Origin of the sequence: Piscicoccus intestinalis NBRC 104926 (assembly GCF_001515525.1) — a bacterium.
In the GTDB taxonomy this organism is placed as follows: Bacteria; Actinomycetota; Actinomycetes; order Actinomycetales; family Dermatophilaceae; genus Kineosphaera; species Kineosphaera intestinalis.
In genome coordinates this window covers 14318-29351 of the sequence record NZ_BCNQ01000033.1, presented here as the reverse complement: position 1 = coordinate 29351, position 15034 = coordinate 14318, and the positions used below count along the sequence as shown (strand labels likewise).

The 15034-nt window shown below is 71.8% G+C and carries 17 protein-coding genes; 7 read left to right on the top strand and 10 right to left on the bottom strand.

From position 1 onward, the window contains the following. Nucleotides 1–33: 33 nt before the first annotated feature. On the top strand, nt 34–681 hold the full coding sequence (locus tag PINTE_RS07510; protein ID WP_068428122.1) for a DUF305 domain-containing protein: 648 nt from the start codon (nt 34–36) through the stop codon (nt 679–681). A gap of 135 nt (nt 682–816) precedes the next feature. On the opposite strand, the gene PINTE_RS07505 is transcribed toward PINTE_RS07510, so the two are convergent. The 6 genes from PINTE_RS07505 to PINTE_RS07485 form a co-directional block, all read right to left on the bottom strand. Then, nucleotides 817–1650: a purine-nucleoside phosphorylase gene (locus PINTE_RS07505; protein ID WP_068428120.1), complete on the bottom strand. Its 834-nt coding sequence runs from the start codon at nt 1648–1650 to the stop codon at nt 817–819. 56 nt (nt 1651–1706) lie between these two features. Next, nucleotides 1707–2096: a rhodanese-like domain-containing protein gene (locus tag PINTE_RS07500; protein ID WP_068428117.1), complete on the bottom strand. Its 390-nt coding sequence runs from the start codon at nt 2094–2096 to the stop codon at nt 1707–1709. Beyond that, nucleotides 2093–2623 carry a cysteine dioxygenase gene (locus PINTE_RS07495; protein WP_068428114.1) on the bottom strand — a complete coding sequence of 177 codons (531 nt, stop codon included), beginning with the start codon at nt 2621–2623 and terminating at the stop codon, nt 2093–2095. Before PINTE_RS07495 ends, PINTE_RS07500 begins: the two co-directional genes overlap by 4 nt. A gap of 43 nt (nt 2624–2666) precedes the next feature. Next, on the bottom strand, nt 2667–2726 hold the full coding sequence (locus PINTE_RS25010) for a putative leader peptide (protein ID WP_373280148.1): 60 nt from the start codon (nt 2724–2726) through the stop codon (nt 2667–2669). Between the two features lie 71 nt (nt 2727–2797). Further along, nucleotides 2798–3883, bottom strand: coding sequence for a hypothetical protein (locus tag PINTE_RS07490; RefSeq protein ID WP_068428111.1), 1086 nt, complete (start codon nt 3881–3883; stop codon nt 2798–2800). Nucleotides 3884–3892: 9 nt separating this feature from the next. Continuing rightward, entirely contained in the window at nt 3893–4864 is a 972-nt protein-coding gene (locus PINTE_RS07485) for a hypothetical protein (protein WP_157087122.1), read from the bottom strand. A gap of 274 nt (nt 4865–5138) precedes the next feature. Here PINTE_RS07485 and PINTE_RS07480 point away from each other — a divergent pair, with 274 nt between their 5' ends. From PINTE_RS07480 to PINTE_RS07470, 3 genes are all read left to right on the top strand, one after another. Further along, nucleotides 5139–6323, top strand: a complete 1185-nt coding sequence (locus PINTE_RS07480; RefSeq protein WP_068428104.1) for an acetyl-CoA C-acyltransferase family protein — start codon at nt 5139–5141, stop codon at nt 6321–6323. Nucleotides 6324–6503: 180 nt separating this feature from the next. Beyond that, a complete protein-coding gene (locus PINTE_RS23875; protein WP_245642842.1) occupies nt 6504–7622 on the top strand; it encodes a PadR family transcriptional regulator in 1119 nt (372 codons plus the stop codon). 299 nt (nt 7623–7921) lie between these two features. Continuing rightward, a complete protein-coding gene (locus tag PINTE_RS07470; protein WP_068428096.1) occupies nt 7922–8566 on the top strand; it encodes a hypothetical protein in 645 nt (214 codons plus the stop codon). Nucleotides 8567–8670: 104 nt separating this feature from the next. Here PINTE_RS07470 and PINTE_RS07465 read toward each other — a convergent pair whose 3' ends face one another. The 4 genes from PINTE_RS07465 to PINTE_RS07450 all read right to left on the bottom strand — a co-directional run bounded on the left by PINTE_RS07465 (nt 8671) and on the right by PINTE_RS07450 (nt 11877). After that, nucleotides 8671–9582, bottom strand: coding sequence for an SMP-30/gluconolactonase/LRE family protein (locus tag PINTE_RS07465; RefSeq protein ID WP_068428093.1), 912 nt, complete (start codon nt 9580–9582; stop codon nt 8671–8673). Continuing rightward, nucleotides 9579–10070 (bottom strand): cupin domain-containing protein, encoded by a 492-nt coding sequence (locus PINTE_RS07460; protein ID WP_217996528.1) that lies wholly within the window; start codon nt 10068–10070, stop codon nt 9579–9581. The genes PINTE_RS07465 and PINTE_RS07460 overlap by 4 nt, the downstream gene beginning before the upstream one ends. 62 nt (nt 10071–10132) lie before the next feature. Continuing rightward, a complete protein-coding gene (locus PINTE_RS07455; RefSeq protein WP_068428086.1) occupies nt 10133–11269 on the bottom strand; it encodes a hypothetical protein in 1137 nt (378 codons plus the stop codon). Further along, nucleotides 11266–11877, bottom strand: coding sequence for an RNA polymerase sigma factor (locus tag PINTE_RS07450; protein WP_245642841.1), 612 nt, complete (start codon nt 11875–11877; stop codon nt 11266–11268). The genes PINTE_RS07455 and PINTE_RS07450 overlap by 4 nt, the downstream gene beginning before the upstream one ends. A gap of 430 nt (nt 11878–12307) precedes the next feature. Between PINTE_RS07450 and PINTE_RS07445 the strand changes: the two genes are divergently transcribed. The 3 genes from PINTE_RS07445 (at nt 12308) to PINTE_RS07435 (ending at nt 15017) form a co-directional block, all read left to right on the top strand. Beyond that, nucleotides 12308–13036, top strand: coding sequence for a GNAT family N-acetyltransferase (locus PINTE_RS07445; RefSeq protein ID WP_068428083.1), 729 nt, complete (start codon nt 12308–12310; stop codon nt 13034–13036). A 179-nt stretch (nt 13037–13215) separates the two neighbouring features. After that, entirely contained in the window at nt 13216–14256 is a 1041-nt protein-coding gene (locus PINTE_RS07440; RefSeq protein WP_068428080.1) for a 2-hydroxyacid dehydrogenase, read from the top strand. Then, entirely contained in the window at nt 14247–15017 is a 771-nt protein-coding gene (locus tag PINTE_RS07435; protein WP_157087121.1) for a DUF8692 domain-containing protein, read from the top strand. The genes PINTE_RS07440 and PINTE_RS07435 overlap by 10 nt, the downstream gene beginning before the upstream one ends. The last annotated feature ends 17 nt before the right edge of the window (nt 15018–15034 follow it).

Sequence of the window (15034 nt, the reverse complement as noted above, 5' to 3'; positions counted from 1 at the left end):
AACTCACGGACGTCTCGGCGAGAGGATCTGACGATGAGCAAACGTCTACGCGCGGTGGCCCTTGGCGCCGCGGTGCTGCTGGCCGCGACGGCGTGCGGTTCCTCGGGCGAGGGCGGCTCCGGCGCGGGGGCGGAGGGCCAGGCCACCGCCTCCCCGACGACCCCGACGGCGGACCAGACAGGCGCGGGCACCGAAGCCGCCTCCGCGGCGCACAACGACCAGGATGTGGCGTTCGCGACGGGCATGATCCCGCACCACGGCCAGGCGATCGAGATGGCCGACATGGCGCTGGCGAGCGCGCAGAGCACGGAGGTCAAGACGTTGGCGCAGCAGATCAAGGACGCGCAGGACCCGGAGATCCAGACGATGTCCGGCTGGCTGCAGGAGTGGGGGCAGCCGGTGCCCGCCCCGACGGCCGCCGCCGAGGGCGAGGGCCACATGGGGCACGGCTCCATGGACGGGATGATGTCGCAGCAGCAGATGACCGAGCTGCATCAGGCCCAGGGCGAGTCGTTCGACCGGATGTGGCTGCAGATGATGATCGAACACCACCAGGGCGCGGTGACGATGTCGCAGCAGGAGATCGACTCCGGCGAGAACCCGGCCGCCGTTCAGCTGGCCGAGCAGATCATCAGCGGTCAGCAGGCCGAGATCCAGCACATGCAGCAGCTGCTGAAGTAGCCGGCCTCGGGCCCGGGCCGCAACAGGCGGACCCGCCTGGCGCGTCCGCATGCGGGGCGTTGCGCTGGGCGCTCGCCGGTGCGGCTGTAGTCGCAACCGTCGGCTGCACGCGCAACGCCGAGCGGGCGGAGACGGTCACATGCGGGCGATGGCCTCGGCGAGCAGCGAGCCCATGCGGGTTGCGGCGCCGGCGCCGGCCTCCAGCACCTCCTCGTGACTGAGGGGTCCGCTGATGCCGGCGGCGAGATTGGTGACGAGGCTGAGACCGAGCACCTCGCAGCCGGCCTCTCGGGCGGCGATGGCCTCCAGGCCGGTGCTCATGCCGACAAGGTCGCCGCCGACGGCTCGGACCATGCGGATCTCGGCGGGCGTCTCGAAGTGCGGCCCGGGCAGCTGGGTGTAGACACCCTCGGCGAGCGACGGATCGACCTGACGGCACACCTCGCGGAGGCGGGCACTGTACAGGTCGGTGAGGTCGACGAAGTGCGCCCCGACGATCGGGGAGCGGGCGGTGAGGTTGATGTGGTCGGCGATGAGCACCGGTGTGCCAGGAGGCCATTCGGTGCGCAGGCTGCCGGCGGCGTTGGTCAACACGATCGTTGAGCAGCCGGCGGCCGCGGCGGTGCGCACCCCGTGCACGACGGCCGCGACGCCGCGCCCCTCGTACAAGTGGGTGCGCCCCTGCAGCACGAGCACCCGCCGGCCGGCCACGTCGATGCTGCTCAACGTGCCCGCGTGCCCGACCGCCGTGGCGCCGTGGAACCCGGGCAGCTCGGTGGCGCTCATGCGCGCGCTCGGCTGCCCCAGCGCCAATGCCATGGGGCCCCACCCCGACCCGAGCACCACCGCGATGTCGTGTCGTTCGAGGCCGGTGCGCTCCTGCAGCCCCGCCGCCGCCTGCCGCGCCAGCGTGTACGGATCGTGCAGGTCCGCGGAGGCCGACGCCCCCGCCTCGCTGAAGTCACTCATCCGGCCACGGTAGCCGCGCGGGCGTCACCGCCTCCGGCGAACCGGCGCGACGAGCGCTACGGCGTCGTCGGCAGGCCGGCGGCGCGCCAGGCCTCGTAGCCGCCGGCGACGTCGGTGGCGCGGGTGACGCCGAGGGCGACGAGGTTGGCGGCGGCCAGCGACGACGCGTAGCCCTGCTGGCACAGCACGATGACGCGCGCGGCGGCGCCGGCCTGCGGCAGGCGCCACGCGCCGGCGGGGTCGAAGCGCCACTCGAGCACGTTGCGTTCGACGACGAGGGCGCCTGCGATCTCGCCGTGTTCGCGCCGCTGCGCCTCCGGACGGATGTCGACGAGCAGCGCCTCGCCGGTCGCGAGTTCGCGGGCCGCCTCCGACGGGTCGACGGGCGTGTACACGCTGCGCGCCCGCGCGAGCAGCGCGTCGGTTCCGGTGTCCTGGTCACTCACCAGTCCACTCCCTCCCGTGCCGTCTCAACGATGTGCAACCGCCCGTCCCGGAGCCGGTAGCGCGTCATCGCCCCCAGCGCCGGGGCGTAGGCGTGCACCGAGACCGCGTACGCCACACCGTTGTTCACGACATCATGCACGTGCCGGAGACCGAACGCCCGGCCCATCTGCGGCGCCAGGTGTTCGGTGCGCACCGCGACGGGCGGGCCGCCGGGGCGACCCGCGTCGCCGGGCTTGCGCGTCGAGTGCTCGGTGAGCGACCCCTGCGCCACGACGAACGCGCCGCCGGAGACGCCGTGGTCGTGCCACCCGGTCGAGGTGCCGGGCGGCCACCCGAGCAGCCAGACCTCCAACTGCTGGGTGTGGTCGAGCCGGACCCACGGCCGGCCGCTGTCGGGGTCGACCGGGGCCTGCGCGATGAGCTGCGGCAGCTCGGGATTGCGCGCGAGCAGCCGTGCGGTGCGCAGGAGTTGGGCGGGGGTGAAGGTGGTGACGCCGGGCGTGCCGGCAGGGGCGGTGATGGTCATGCGGGGCTCCCGGGTCGGGTCGGTGGGTGCGAGACGTGCGCGCCTACCGACACGAGGAGGAGGTGACCCGGAGCAGGTCGATGTGCCGACGCCGATGCGCCACGAAGGCGGGGGAGGGAGTCGGCGCGGTCACGATTCATAACCTAACGCAGGGATACGCATAACTCAATGAATTCAGTCGACGAGGTTCTCCTGCGTGATCGCGGCGATGCAGTGGTTCCGCTCGATGCGGTCCGCACCCGCGTCGACCGCGAGCGTCAGCGCCGCGTTCGCGATGAGCAGGAGCCGGCGGCGCACGTTCGGCGCGTGCCGATAGTGCTCGAAGAGCACCTGGAGGGCCTCGGGCGAGATGAGGTCGTCGCGTTCCTCCCCGAGGTCGTCGGCGGTGCGCCGGTGCAGGATTCGCCCGACCGCCGCCGCGTCGGGCACCTGCGGCACGTGCAGCGTCGTGTCGAGGAAGCCGGCGCTCGCCTGGTAGTCGGCGTCGGTGAGGTAGGTCGGGTGCACGGCGACGACGGCCGCCACGTCGAGCTCCTCGGCGAGCACCCGCACGACGCGGCCGAAGAACGCGGCCCGTACGCCCGGGTTGTCCGGCTGCCAGCTCGTCGAGAGCCAGCGGTCGGTGTCGTCGAGCACGACGACCGGCACGAGCTCGTCGCCGCGGATGAGGTCGAGCAGCCCGCGCGCCTGCTCGACGACCTGCGTGCTCGTCGGGGCGTCGAGCGCCGCGGCCTGGCTCAGCTCGTAGGCGAGCTCGACCTTCGTCTCCATCCACGTCGGCGCCACCGACACCTTGTGGGTGGCCGGGCCCCGGCGGGCGGGCGCGAGGTCGGCCGCGTCCCGGCTCCGCTGCGGCAGGGCCACGTCGACCCAGCGTCCGACGAGCGCGACCAGGTGTCGCGCGAATTCGACCGGGTCCGTGGCGATCCCCGTGCGCTCCATGGTCACCGGCACGCGCAGTGGCGCGAGCCCCTCGACGAGCGGGCCGAGCACGTGCTCGGTGACCGACGACTTGCCGGTGCCCGAGGCGCCGACGAGCGCCACCCGCCGCCCCTGGCGCAGCGCCCGTTCCAGGGCCGCCTCGCAGCTCGACCCGCCGGTCAGCTCGTCGTACGGCACGTGCACCGCGTACAGCTGGTCGTGACGCGGGCTCGGGTTGAACGCGTGCCCCTCCTGCAGGCGCCGCAGCAACTCGATGCCGGGCCCCTGCGCACGCGCGGGCGTCGCCCGAGCCGCCCGCTTCGGCTTGCCGGGCGTCACGGGCTCGCCTCAGCCGCGCAGCGGCGTGAGCTCATAGAGCCGCGCGGGGCGGCCGGGTCGATCTCCACGCACCTCACGGTAGGCGACGAGTCCGACATCCAAGAGTTGTCGAAACACCTGGCTGGCACGCGAACTCGTCCAGCCGGTGCGCGCCAGGAGGCGGTCGTCGGACGGACTGACGGGGCCCAGCTCCTCCAGGGCCGCAACGAGCATCGTCGCCGGGCGCCCCAGCCGGGCCGCGGCGTCGTCGCGCCGGGCGCGCTCGTCGACGGCACCGGCGCGCTCGGCCGGGGCGAGGCGGGCGAGGTCCAGAGCCTCTCGAGGCGTACACCGCTGCACGGCCTCCGGGAGCGCGATGGGGCTGGGTAGCCGCAGCGCGAGCAGGCGTTCGGCCTCCTGGCGGGTGAGCTCGGGCAGGTCCAGGCGCGTCTCGAAGAAGGCGTCGGCCGGCGGCAGGGCGAGGGTGGCGGCGCCGTCGGAGTCGACCGCGACCACCCACTGCACCGGCAGCGCCCACACCTCGTCGCGCAGCACCCCGAACAGTTGGTTGCCGATGCGCGGGTCGACGTCGTCGAGGCAGAGCAACCGCCGCTCGGAGTCGGTGACCCCCTCCGCGCGCAGCGCCGTCCCGAGTGCGGTGACCAGCGCCAGCGCCCCCTCGTCGGATGGCGGTTCGGCGCCCGGGAGCAGAGCCGTGTGCACCAGCCGCACCAGCTCGGAGACCGAACCGGCAGCGGCCGCGCGCACGTAGACCGGGGCGCTCGCCGACTTGGCGTGCCGGCGTCGGCGGAACAGCAGGGCGCGCAGCAGGGTCGTGCGACCGCCTCCGCGCGGGCCGGTGACCAGCACGTTGAGCCCTCGATCGACGGCGGCGTCGAGGCGTGACTCGAGGTGTGGGCGCGCCAGATAGAGCGCCATGTCGGCGCGAGAATCCAGCAACGGTCGGCCGTGCAGGCTGCTCGGTCCGGCGGGAGTCGGCATGACATCACCTCAGTAAACTTTTCAAAAGATTCCTGAGCCAAGGCTACGTCATCGGTGCGCAATCGGCAGGGCCTCGATCCTGGCGTTCGTGCGGGGTTCGCGCGCCGTTCACGATGCGAACGGGCGTGCATCCCTCTCTTGCGATGTGGGCGATGCCTCGCCGTCGGGCGCCGAAACACGTTAGGTTCGGCCTTGAGTGCGCGTACCCCGCGACCCCGGGCACGGCAGCAGCGTCGCTGCCCGGTCCCCCAAATCGGAAACGAGGCATCACGCTATGACTGATCGCGACGTCGTCGTCCTGTCCGCAGCCCGCTCCGCCATCGGCACGTTCAACGGTTCGCTGGCGGACGTCGCCCCGCAGGACCTGGGCGCCCAGGTCATGAAGGGCTCCATCGAGCGGTCCGGAGTCGACCCGAATCAGATCTCCTACGTCACGGTCGGCACGACGATCCCGACCGACGCCAAGTTCGCCTACGTCTCGCGGCTCGCGGCCGTCGGTGCCGGCCTGCCCATGGAGTCGGTGGCGATGCAGGTCAACCGCCTGTGTTCCTCCGGCCTGCAGGCCATCGTCACGACCGCGCAGAACATCCTGCTCGGCGACGCCGACTACGGCATCGGTGGCGGTGTCGAGGTCATGAGCCGCGGCGGCTACCTCTCGACCGCCATGCGCACGGGCGCCCGGATGGGCGACACGCAGATTCTCGACACGATGACCAGCACGCTGACCGACCCGTTCGGCGCCGGCCACATGGGCAACACGGCCGAGAACGTCGCCAAGAAGTGGGGCATCAGCCGCGAGGACCAGGACCAGCTCGCGGTCGACTCCCACTCGCGCGCGGCGGCGGCCATCGAGGCCGGCAAGTTCAAGGACGAGATCATCCCGGTCGTCAAGAAGACCCGTAAGGGCGAGGTCACCTTCGACACCGACGAGCACGTCAAGCCGAACACCAACCTGGAGTCGCTGGCCAAGATGCGCCCGGCGTTCGCCAAGGACGGCACCGTCACTGCCGGTAACGCCTCCGGCATCAACGACGGCGCGTCGTTCTTCGTGCTCGCCGATGCGGCGACCGCCGAGAAGGACGGTCACAAGCCGATCGCGCGCATCGTGGCCTACGCGGTGGCCGGCGTGCCGAACGACGTCATGGGTGAGGGCCCGATCCCGGCGACGAAGGCCGTCATGCAGAAGGCCGGCATGAGTGTCGACCAGATGGACGTCATCGAGGCCAACGAGGCGTTCGCCGCCCAGGCGCTCGCCGTGTCGCGCGGCCTCGAGCTCAACATGGACAAGACCAACCCCAACGGTGGCGCGATCGCGCTCGGCCACCCGATCGGCGCCTCCGGCGCGGTCATCTCCACGAAGCTGCTGTACGAACTCAAGCGGACCGGCGGCAAGTACGGTCTGTCCACGATGTGCATCGGCGGTGGCCAGGGCATCGCGGTCATCTTCGAGATGCTCTGACCTGCTGACTGATCCGGGTTTCCCGGGCAACGGAGGGCCGTCGCGCTGCGTGCGCGGCGGCCCTCCGCCTGTATTCTCGAAAGATCATCTAGATATATCGTGGACATATCGCGATAGCTTGCCGCATGCTGGTGGCAACGGGCGCCGATGTGGCGCCCCGCAGACATCAGGAGGTGCGTCATGGACGCAGCGATGAACCCCGGGTGGTCCGGGGAATGGGCCTGCGGGCCCTGGCAGCGACGCGAGCGGTTCGAGGAGCCGGCGCGTCGTGAGCGCGGTGGGCCTGGCTGGCCGGGCGGGTCTGGCGGGTCTGGAAAGTCAGGTTGGCCTGGTGCGGGTCGACGCGGCCGTCGACGTGGCGGCCGGAGGCCGTGGGGTCCCGGCAGTGCCGAGGGTTTCGCGGGCTTCGGTGAGTCGGAAGGCTATTCGGGCTTCGAGGAGCGACGAGGCCGCTCCGGTCGCCAGGGTCCCTGGCGCGCGGAGGCTGAGGACGGTCCCCAGGATCGGCGCGGCCCCGGTGGCCCCGGTGGCACCGGTGGACGAGGAGGTCGCGACGGTCGTGGTGCCCATGGTGGTGGCGGCGGTCGGGGTGCCCATGGTGGTGGCGGCGGTCGGGGTGCCCAGGGCGGTCGCGGTCGCGGCCCGTCCGGTCGTCGAGGTGGGTGGTTCGGGCCCGACGGCCCGTTCGGCGCCGACGGCCCGTTCGGAGCGGAAGGCCCGTTCGGCCCGGAGGGTCCGTTCGGTCCCGGCGGCCCGTTCGGACCGGCTCCGTTCGGCGGGCCGGGCCGAGGCCGCGGTCGACGCGGTGGCCGGGCCCGGCGCGGTGACGTCCGCAACGCGGCCCTGCTGCTGCTCGCGGAAGGCCCACGCAACGGCTATCAGCTCATCCAGGAGCTCGGCGAACGCTCGGGCGGTGCCTGGAAGCCCAGCCCCGGTGCGGTCTACCCTGCGCTGAGCCAGCTGGAGGACGAGGGACTCATCGAGGCCTGCGAGCACGAGGGCCGCAAGGCGTTCCGGCTCACGGACGCGGGTCGGGCGCAGGCCGAGAAGGCCGCCGAGGGTCGGGCTCCGTGGGAGTCCGAGGAGCCGGAGCCGGAGCTGTCCGGCGGCCTGGCCGACCTCGGCACCGCCTACGGTCAGGTCAAACTCGCAACCCGCGCGGTCATGCAGACCGGTGACGAGCAGATGGCCGCCGCCGCGGCGCAGGTGCTCGACACCGCCCGCCGTGACCTGTACCGCCTCCTCGCCGACGGCCTTGACGACGAGGAGGACGACATCCAAGACGACGTACGCCACTGACCAACGCTCCCGAGCGCCCGTCCCCGAGCCACCCACGCCCCGAACACAACGACCCTGAGAACTGCGTGTCGTGACGAGAACTGCGGTTCGTGCCGCAGTCCTCACCACGACACGCAGTTCTCGGCGTCTCTCGGCGTCGGAGGCTGTGTGCCTGCCGACCGCCGCGCGCGGTGTCCAGGTCGAGGTAGTGAGTCTGTCGCGCCAGAGCACCTACTCGAAGCGCTGACCTGCGCGTCAGTGTTCCTCTCGGTCTTGTCGGCGGTCGATGGCACCATGAACGGACGAGGAGGTGCTGCGCCATGCGTGAGATCGAGCTGCGGATGTACGGTCAGGCGGATCCGCCGGGGGAGCTGCGGGCTGATGCTGCCGCGCGGGTCGGAGAGGCACTGCAGGACGTGATTCTTCGCTTGACGCGCGAGGCCGCGAACGCGGCCGGTCTGGGTCGCCCTCCGCGCGTGCTCGAGCAACTCGGCGAGGTGCGCCTCGCAGGGGTCACCCAGGGAAGCACGCGGCTCATCTTCCGCCTCGGAGACCCGTCAGCCCTGGACGTCGATCCGCTGAGTGGTGCGACAGATCGCATGTTCACCGAGTTGGTTACTGGGATCGCACAGAATCGACGTCCCGCATTCGTGACGGAGACCATCGCCGAGGCGACGGGCCGGTTCGTCGCTTCCCTGCAGAAGGCATCACCGCAAACCGACGTGACGTTGTCGGGGCGCACCGTCGCGCGGCTGGAGACTGGGCGCGTCGACCGGACGGTGTGGCAACAGCCGGCGGGGCCCGTGCAGGAGGCGACTCTCGTCGGTCAATTGGAGGCCCTGCATAGTGACCATTTCAGGTTGCGAGACGACGTTGGTCATCGCATCGAACTGAGGCGCTTTTCCGAAGATCTGGCTCTGAGTGAGCAGGAGATGGACGACTTCCTCACAGCGATCCACGGATGACTTCCCGTGTCCGTGAAAACTGCGTGTCGCGTTCGGAACTGCAGCACGGACAGCAGTTCTCACCGTGACACGCAGTTTTCGGGGACGGGTGGGTCGGCGTTGAGTCAGGCGTGGGGGAGGTCGATGAGCCAGAGGGAGTCGTCGCCGGTGACGGAGAGGCGACGCCACGTCGGGTCGAACACGCAGTTGCTCGTCAGGTGCGGGGTGGCCACGAGGCCCAGGCGGGTGCCCGCCTCGTCGAACACCCAGATCCCCTCGCCCGAGGACGTCCACACCCAGCCGCGGCGGTCGACCGTGAAGCCGTCCGGGATGCCGCTCGGCACGGTCGCGAACCAGCGACGGTTCGTCAGGCCGCGAGCGGTCACGTCGAACGCGATGATCCCGGCCTCGCCGCCCGGCGGCGTCTGCGAGACGTACAACCGGGAGCCGTCGGGCGCGAACGCGAGGCCGTTGGGATAGTCGAATTTCGCAGCGAGCCAAAGGCCCTCGGGGTCGATCCGGTACAAGCCCATGACGTCGAGCTCCGGCTGCGCCGGGTAACCCTCCCGCGGGTCGAGGAGACCGAAGGTCGGGTCGGTGAACCACAACCGGCCCTCGGGGCCGATCGCGAGATCGTTCGGGGTGTTCAGCCGCCGCCCGTCGACTCTGTCGGCGAGCACCGTTCGGCGCCCGTCGGATTCGGTGCGCGTCACCGCACGGTGGCCGTGCTCGCAATGCACGAGCCGGCCCTGCGGGTCGACCGCGTTGCCGTTGCCGAACGGCGTGACGTCGACGAGCACCTCCACCGCGCCGTCCTCGCGCCACCCGAGCAGCCGACGGCCGCGCACGTCGCTGAAGACGAGCATGTCCCGCGCGGCCCACCAGGTGGGACCCTCTGCCCAGATCGCCCGGTCGTACAGCGTGGTCAGCCGGGCGCCGCTCACGACCGCCTCGAAGCGGGCGTCGTCGACCCGCACGAGAGTCGGCTCGCTCGCCACCGGCGGGCCCGGCGGGCGCAGCAGCACAGGGGAACTCATGCGAACGGGTGTTGCGTCGACGCCGCCACCGGGGGTGCGAACTGAACGAGCAGCTGCAGGCACGGTTCGTCGCCGAGTTGCCCGGAGCGGTGCCCGGTGTGCCCGTCCCGTTCGCTCGTGCCCTGGTCCTGCCCGAAGTGAATCTCACCGGGGCCCATCTCGACCCGGCTCCCGTCCTGGGTCTCGATGAACCAGCGACCCCGCAGCGGCACGACCCACTGCGGCGCCGGGCTCTCGTGCCAGTCGCCGACCCATCCGACCGGCAACACCGCGAACGACACGTTCGTCACGGTGCCGGGAAACGGTCGCAGCCACTGCGGGTCGGCGCCACCACCGATGCTCTTGAGGCCGAAGCCGGCCAGCTCGGAGGCGTCGATGTGGCTGAGGCCGTCGGAGCCGGTCCACATCGACCAGATCGGCAGGCGCGGGGGCGTCGCCGGATCGGTGCCGTCCGTGTTGAGAGGCAGGGAATTCAGTGAGTCGCTCACGGGCGCCACTGTGCCACGCACCGATCGGGCTTGCGTCGATCGGGGGCGCTGCGACAGCCGTTTCACGAGGCGCCGTGGCGCCTGGCGTAGTCGGCCCCCGCCGCGGTGACGTCGGGCACCTCGACCGTGCGCCCGTCGGTCAGCGTGAGGGTCGCCGAGACGGGGGAGTCGACCTGCGGGTCGCCGTCCACCGGCCACCATGCTGCCGCGAAACCGCCCGCCACCGACGCCTGCACGGGCCCGCGCTGCGTCTGCAGACGCACCGACCGAACCTGCGAACCAACCTGAGCGACAACGGATTCGAACGACGCCGAGGTGCCCAGGCCGGAGGTCATGGAGCCCGACCGCCACACCATCCCCAACCCGTTCGCCGGCACCTGCCCGCGCGGGATGGGGGACAGGCCCGACGCGGAGCCGCCGACACCCGTGAACGGCAGCCAGGAGTCGGTCGCGAGGCAATCCATCATCCAGCCGTCACCGGCCAGCACGCCGAAGGTGTTGCGTCCGCGCCGCTCGGCGATGACGAGCGTCAGCCCCTCGACCTGCGCGCGACTGGGGGCGCCGTCCGCGCCGGGCCAGTCGCCTCCGCGCAGGAGGTCGTCGCGGCACTGGGTGATGGTGGCGAGCGCGCGGTCGTCGCTGATGTGCGTCGGGGTGCTCGTCCACGTCGCGAAGGCCTGCTGCGGGCTCGCCAGGCCCGCCACTCCCAACGCCGCGGCCAGCACCAGCGCGCCCAGCGCCAGCAGGGCTCGGCGGCCGACCCGGGAGCCGGCGCGGGAGCCGGTGCGAGGGCCGGTGCGGCGCCCGAGAGGCCTGATCCGCGCGCGTCCCGACCCGGAGGCGGGCCGGGAACCGCCACGAGAGGACGGGCCGGAATCCACACGGGAGGCGGGGCCGGCTTCGACGCGGGAGGCGGGGCCGGAATCGACGCGGGTGGCGGGCCGGGAGGCGGCAGGTGTGACGGGCCGTACCCCGGGCCGCTCGTCGGGCCGCTTGAGTGGCGTCGCGGCGTGACGCTCGCTCGTCGCCGCCCCGGCCGGGGTGGCGAGCATCCGCTCGAGCAGCGCCCGGGCGGCGGGGCCCTGCGGGTCGGCCGGCTCGGGCGTGCCGTCGGCGCGGTGGCCGGCGACGACGGAGCGCAGCAGCGTCGCGGTGCGGGCGTCGAACTCGGCATCGGTCTGGGGGTTCTCGGGTGTCATCGCTGCACTCCCTTCCGGTCGTCAGGCGTGGGCTCGAGGCGGGCGCGCAACCGTCGGCGCGCCCGGGACAGGCGGCCGGCGTACGCGTTGATGCCGATGCCGAGCACCTTCGCGGCCTCTGCGTTGCTCAGTCCGTCGACGACGCTGAGCCCGAGCGCCTCCTGGTCGGCGGCGTCGAGCGCGCGCAGCGCGGCGGCCATGTCGAGACGGGCAGCGACGTCGTCGTCCGGCGGCAGCTGCGCGACCTCGATGAGCAGCGGCAACGCGTCGCTCGCCGCACGCCGGGCGTCGTTGAGCAGCACATAGCGCGCGGTCGTGAACAGCCACGCGCGGGCGCCGTCGAGTTCGGTCGGCACCGCGTCGAACCGGCGCCACGCGGTGAGGAAGACCTCCGCCACCACGTCGTCGACGCGGCTCGCGGCCCGCGCCCGCACGAACCGCACCAGGTCGGCGTAGGCGGCGTCGAACAGCGCGGTCATCCTCGTCGCCGGATCGCCCTGCGGCGTCGAATCGTCCTGCGGCGCCGGATCGTCCTGCGTCGCCGGATCGTCCCGCGTCGCCGAATTGGTTGTGGCGCCGCGGGCCTGCGGCGGCGGCGCGTCTGGCACGACTCTCATCGTGACATCGGTGTGCATGCCCCTACATGTCGCGAAGGCGCGAGTCGTGACAGCTCTGCACGAATTGCGCCTGGCTCACTACGAGCGCCCACCGTTCGGACTATCACCGCGCGCGGTCCGCCGAAGGTCTCACCACGCTGACCTGCACCTTTGCCAGAACGGATCCCGCCGGCCGAGCGCGGTGATAGTCCGAACGGTGGCCACACCCCTGTGGATAACCGGTCGAGGGCTGGAATGCGCCCAGTTGCGGTGCCCGGCGACGTCCGGACCCGCTGTTCCTCAACGCGCCCGGCGCCCGGCGGCGTCCGGACCCGGTGTCCAGCCTCACGTCCTGCGCCCCGCGGCGCCCGACCCGCGCGGCGGGCTACGGTGACGGAGATCTGGGCCCGCCCGCCCTCGATGCCCGAACCGGAGGTTCCCCATGCCCGAGCCGCGAGTCAACGAATTCGGCCAGCCGATCGGCGAGCAGCTGACCTACGCCGGCGCGAAAACCCCGCAGCCGGTGACGCTGACGGGTCGCTCCTGCCGCCTCGAGCCGCTGACCCGCGACCATGCCGGGTGCCTCCTGTCCGACCTGCAGGCCGGGGCCGGCGACGAGCAGTGGACCTACATGCCATTCGGACCGTTCCACCGCGTGGACGGGCCCGACGGATACGCGCAGGGGATCGGTGCGCTCATCGACGACCCCGATGTGCTGCCCTTTGCGATCGTCACCGACGCCCAAGCCGGCGGCTACCACGGCCGGGTCGTCGGCACCGCCTCCTACCTGCGCATCGCGCCCGCCGGCGGCACGATCGAGGTCGGCTGGATCATGTACGGCGCGGGCGCGCGGCGCGCCACCCCCGCCACCGAGGCGATGTACTTGCTGGCCCGGCACGTGTTCGACGACCTGGGCTTCCGTCGCTACGAGTGGAAGTGCGACGCCCTCAACGAGCGCAGCCGCCGAGCCGCCGCACGCCTCGGTTTCACCTACGAGGGCACCTGGCGCAACGCGGCGTTCTACAAGAACCGCAACCGCGACACCGCCTGGTTCGCGATGACCGACGGAGACTGGGCGCGCCTGCGCCCCGGCTACGAGGCCTGGCTCGCGCAGGCCGACCAGCCCGACCCGCGATCGCTGCGGGAGTTCCTCGGGCGCAGCGGGCGCTGAACCGTCAAGAAAAGGTCTGACAATCGCAAAGATTTGGCCAGGCCGCGCGGGCCGGAGCGGGGGCTTCCGAAGGGTGTGGTACTTCCCACGTCTCGAGTCGGAGGCTCACCATGCGCACCGAGGCACTGACGGCTCGTCACGCCCCGCGACCTGCGGCGCAGCGACCTGTGTTGACGGTCATGAGCCACCGTGGCCGAGGCAGCATCGCCGAGCCGGCCTGGGCGCGGTTGGCTGAGCTCGCACAGGTGCGCATCAGGGAGTGCGACCGCGGCCCGGACCGTGAGCAGGCCGTCGCTCTGCTTCGCGACACCGACGTGCTGGGGTGCACGAATCGGTGCCTGCCACCGATCGATGCGGCGCTGCTCTCGCGGCTGCCGCGGTTGCGCTGGCTCGTGCTCTACGCCACCGGCTACGACCACATCGACCTTGAGCTGCTGCGCGATCACGGCGTGGGCCTGAGCGTGCTCCCGGAGTACGCGACGACCGCGGTCGCCGAGCACGCCCTGGGCATGACCCTGTCGTTGGCGACCCGCAGCCACCTCGCGCACGATCGCGCCCGGGGCCTGGTGCCCGACGACACCTCCCTGCGCGGCGTGGAGCTGCACGGCCGCGTCGCGGGCGTCCTGGGAGTCGGACGGATCGGTCGCCGGGTCGCGCACCTTGCTGCCGGAGTCGGCATGAAGGTGCTGGGCTGCGACATCGACCCCAACGCGGTCTTCCTGGCGCGTCAGCTGGGCATCGAGATGGCCTCGCAACGCGACCTGCTGGAGCGCAGCGACGCGGTCATCCTGTGTGCCAGTCACGCTCGCGGCGCACCGCCGATCCTCGGTCGCGACCAGATCGCTCGGATGGGGCCCGGTTCGTTCGTCGTCAACGTGGCTCGCGCCGCCCTCACCGACACCGAGGCCGCCGTCGAGGCGGTGCGCGGCGGTCGGCTAAGGGGTTTCGCGATCGACGACGCGGTCATCGACACGACCCGCGACGGTGACCTGCTCACGCAGGGGCGGATCCTGCAGACGGGCCACAGTGCCTGGTGGCGCGATGAGGTACTCGCCCGAGGCGCACGGATGTTCGCGGAATCGCTCATCGCCGCGGCCGCGGGCCGCCCGATCAACGTGGTCCCTCTTCCCGCCCCACCGCCCACGGAGCCGGCTGCCTCCCTGCCCGCCTCGCCGAGCGCCGAATCGCTTCGACTCCAGGAGGAACCGACATGCGCCTGACCCGGCAGACCACTGTCTCCGCAGCACACCGCGACACCGTCTCTGGAGGATCGGCCCGGGTACGAGTGCTTCTCGCATTCGTGCTGTTCTGGGTGGTGTCGACGGCTCTCCTGCTCGTCGCCGGCCGCGACTCCTGGTGGCGCTATATCGCGCTGGAGCAGTCGCCGATGACCTGGCTGCAAAGCGTGGTTCTCGTGCTGACGGCGGCGGCGAGCCTGCAGGTCGCGGTTCTGGTCAGGCGCCTGCAGCTGCCGATCGGCGCCTCATGGGCCCTGTTGTCGTTCGGATTCGCGGCGTTGGCGTTCGACGAGCGGTTCGCCATCCACGAGCGTGTTCGCGACCGCATCCTCGCCCCGAGTGGTGTGCGAATCCCGTTCCTGCCGTGGGTTGGACCGGGAGACTTCCTCATGATCCTGCTCGCCGTCGCCGGTCTGGCCGTCTTGCCGCTGCTCTGGCGTGGATACCGAGGCGACGCGTGGGCGCGCACGGCGTTGCTCGTCGGCATCGGCCTGGCCCTTGTTGCTGTCGCGATGGACAGCATCGATCCCGAATCGATGGCTCTGACCCTCGAACGCGTCGAGCAAACAGCGGAAGAGGTCGTCGAATTCGGAAGCGCGCTGGCCTTCCTCGCGTCCGTGGTGTTCCGCCAGATCTCGCTGATCGTGTCCCTGACCGCGCCACCCACGGCGGTCGAGCCGCCGCTCGATGTCGTCACGGAGCGGACCACGAACGACCAGCACGCGGCGGTGCCCGCACGTTGACACCGCTGACGCTGCGG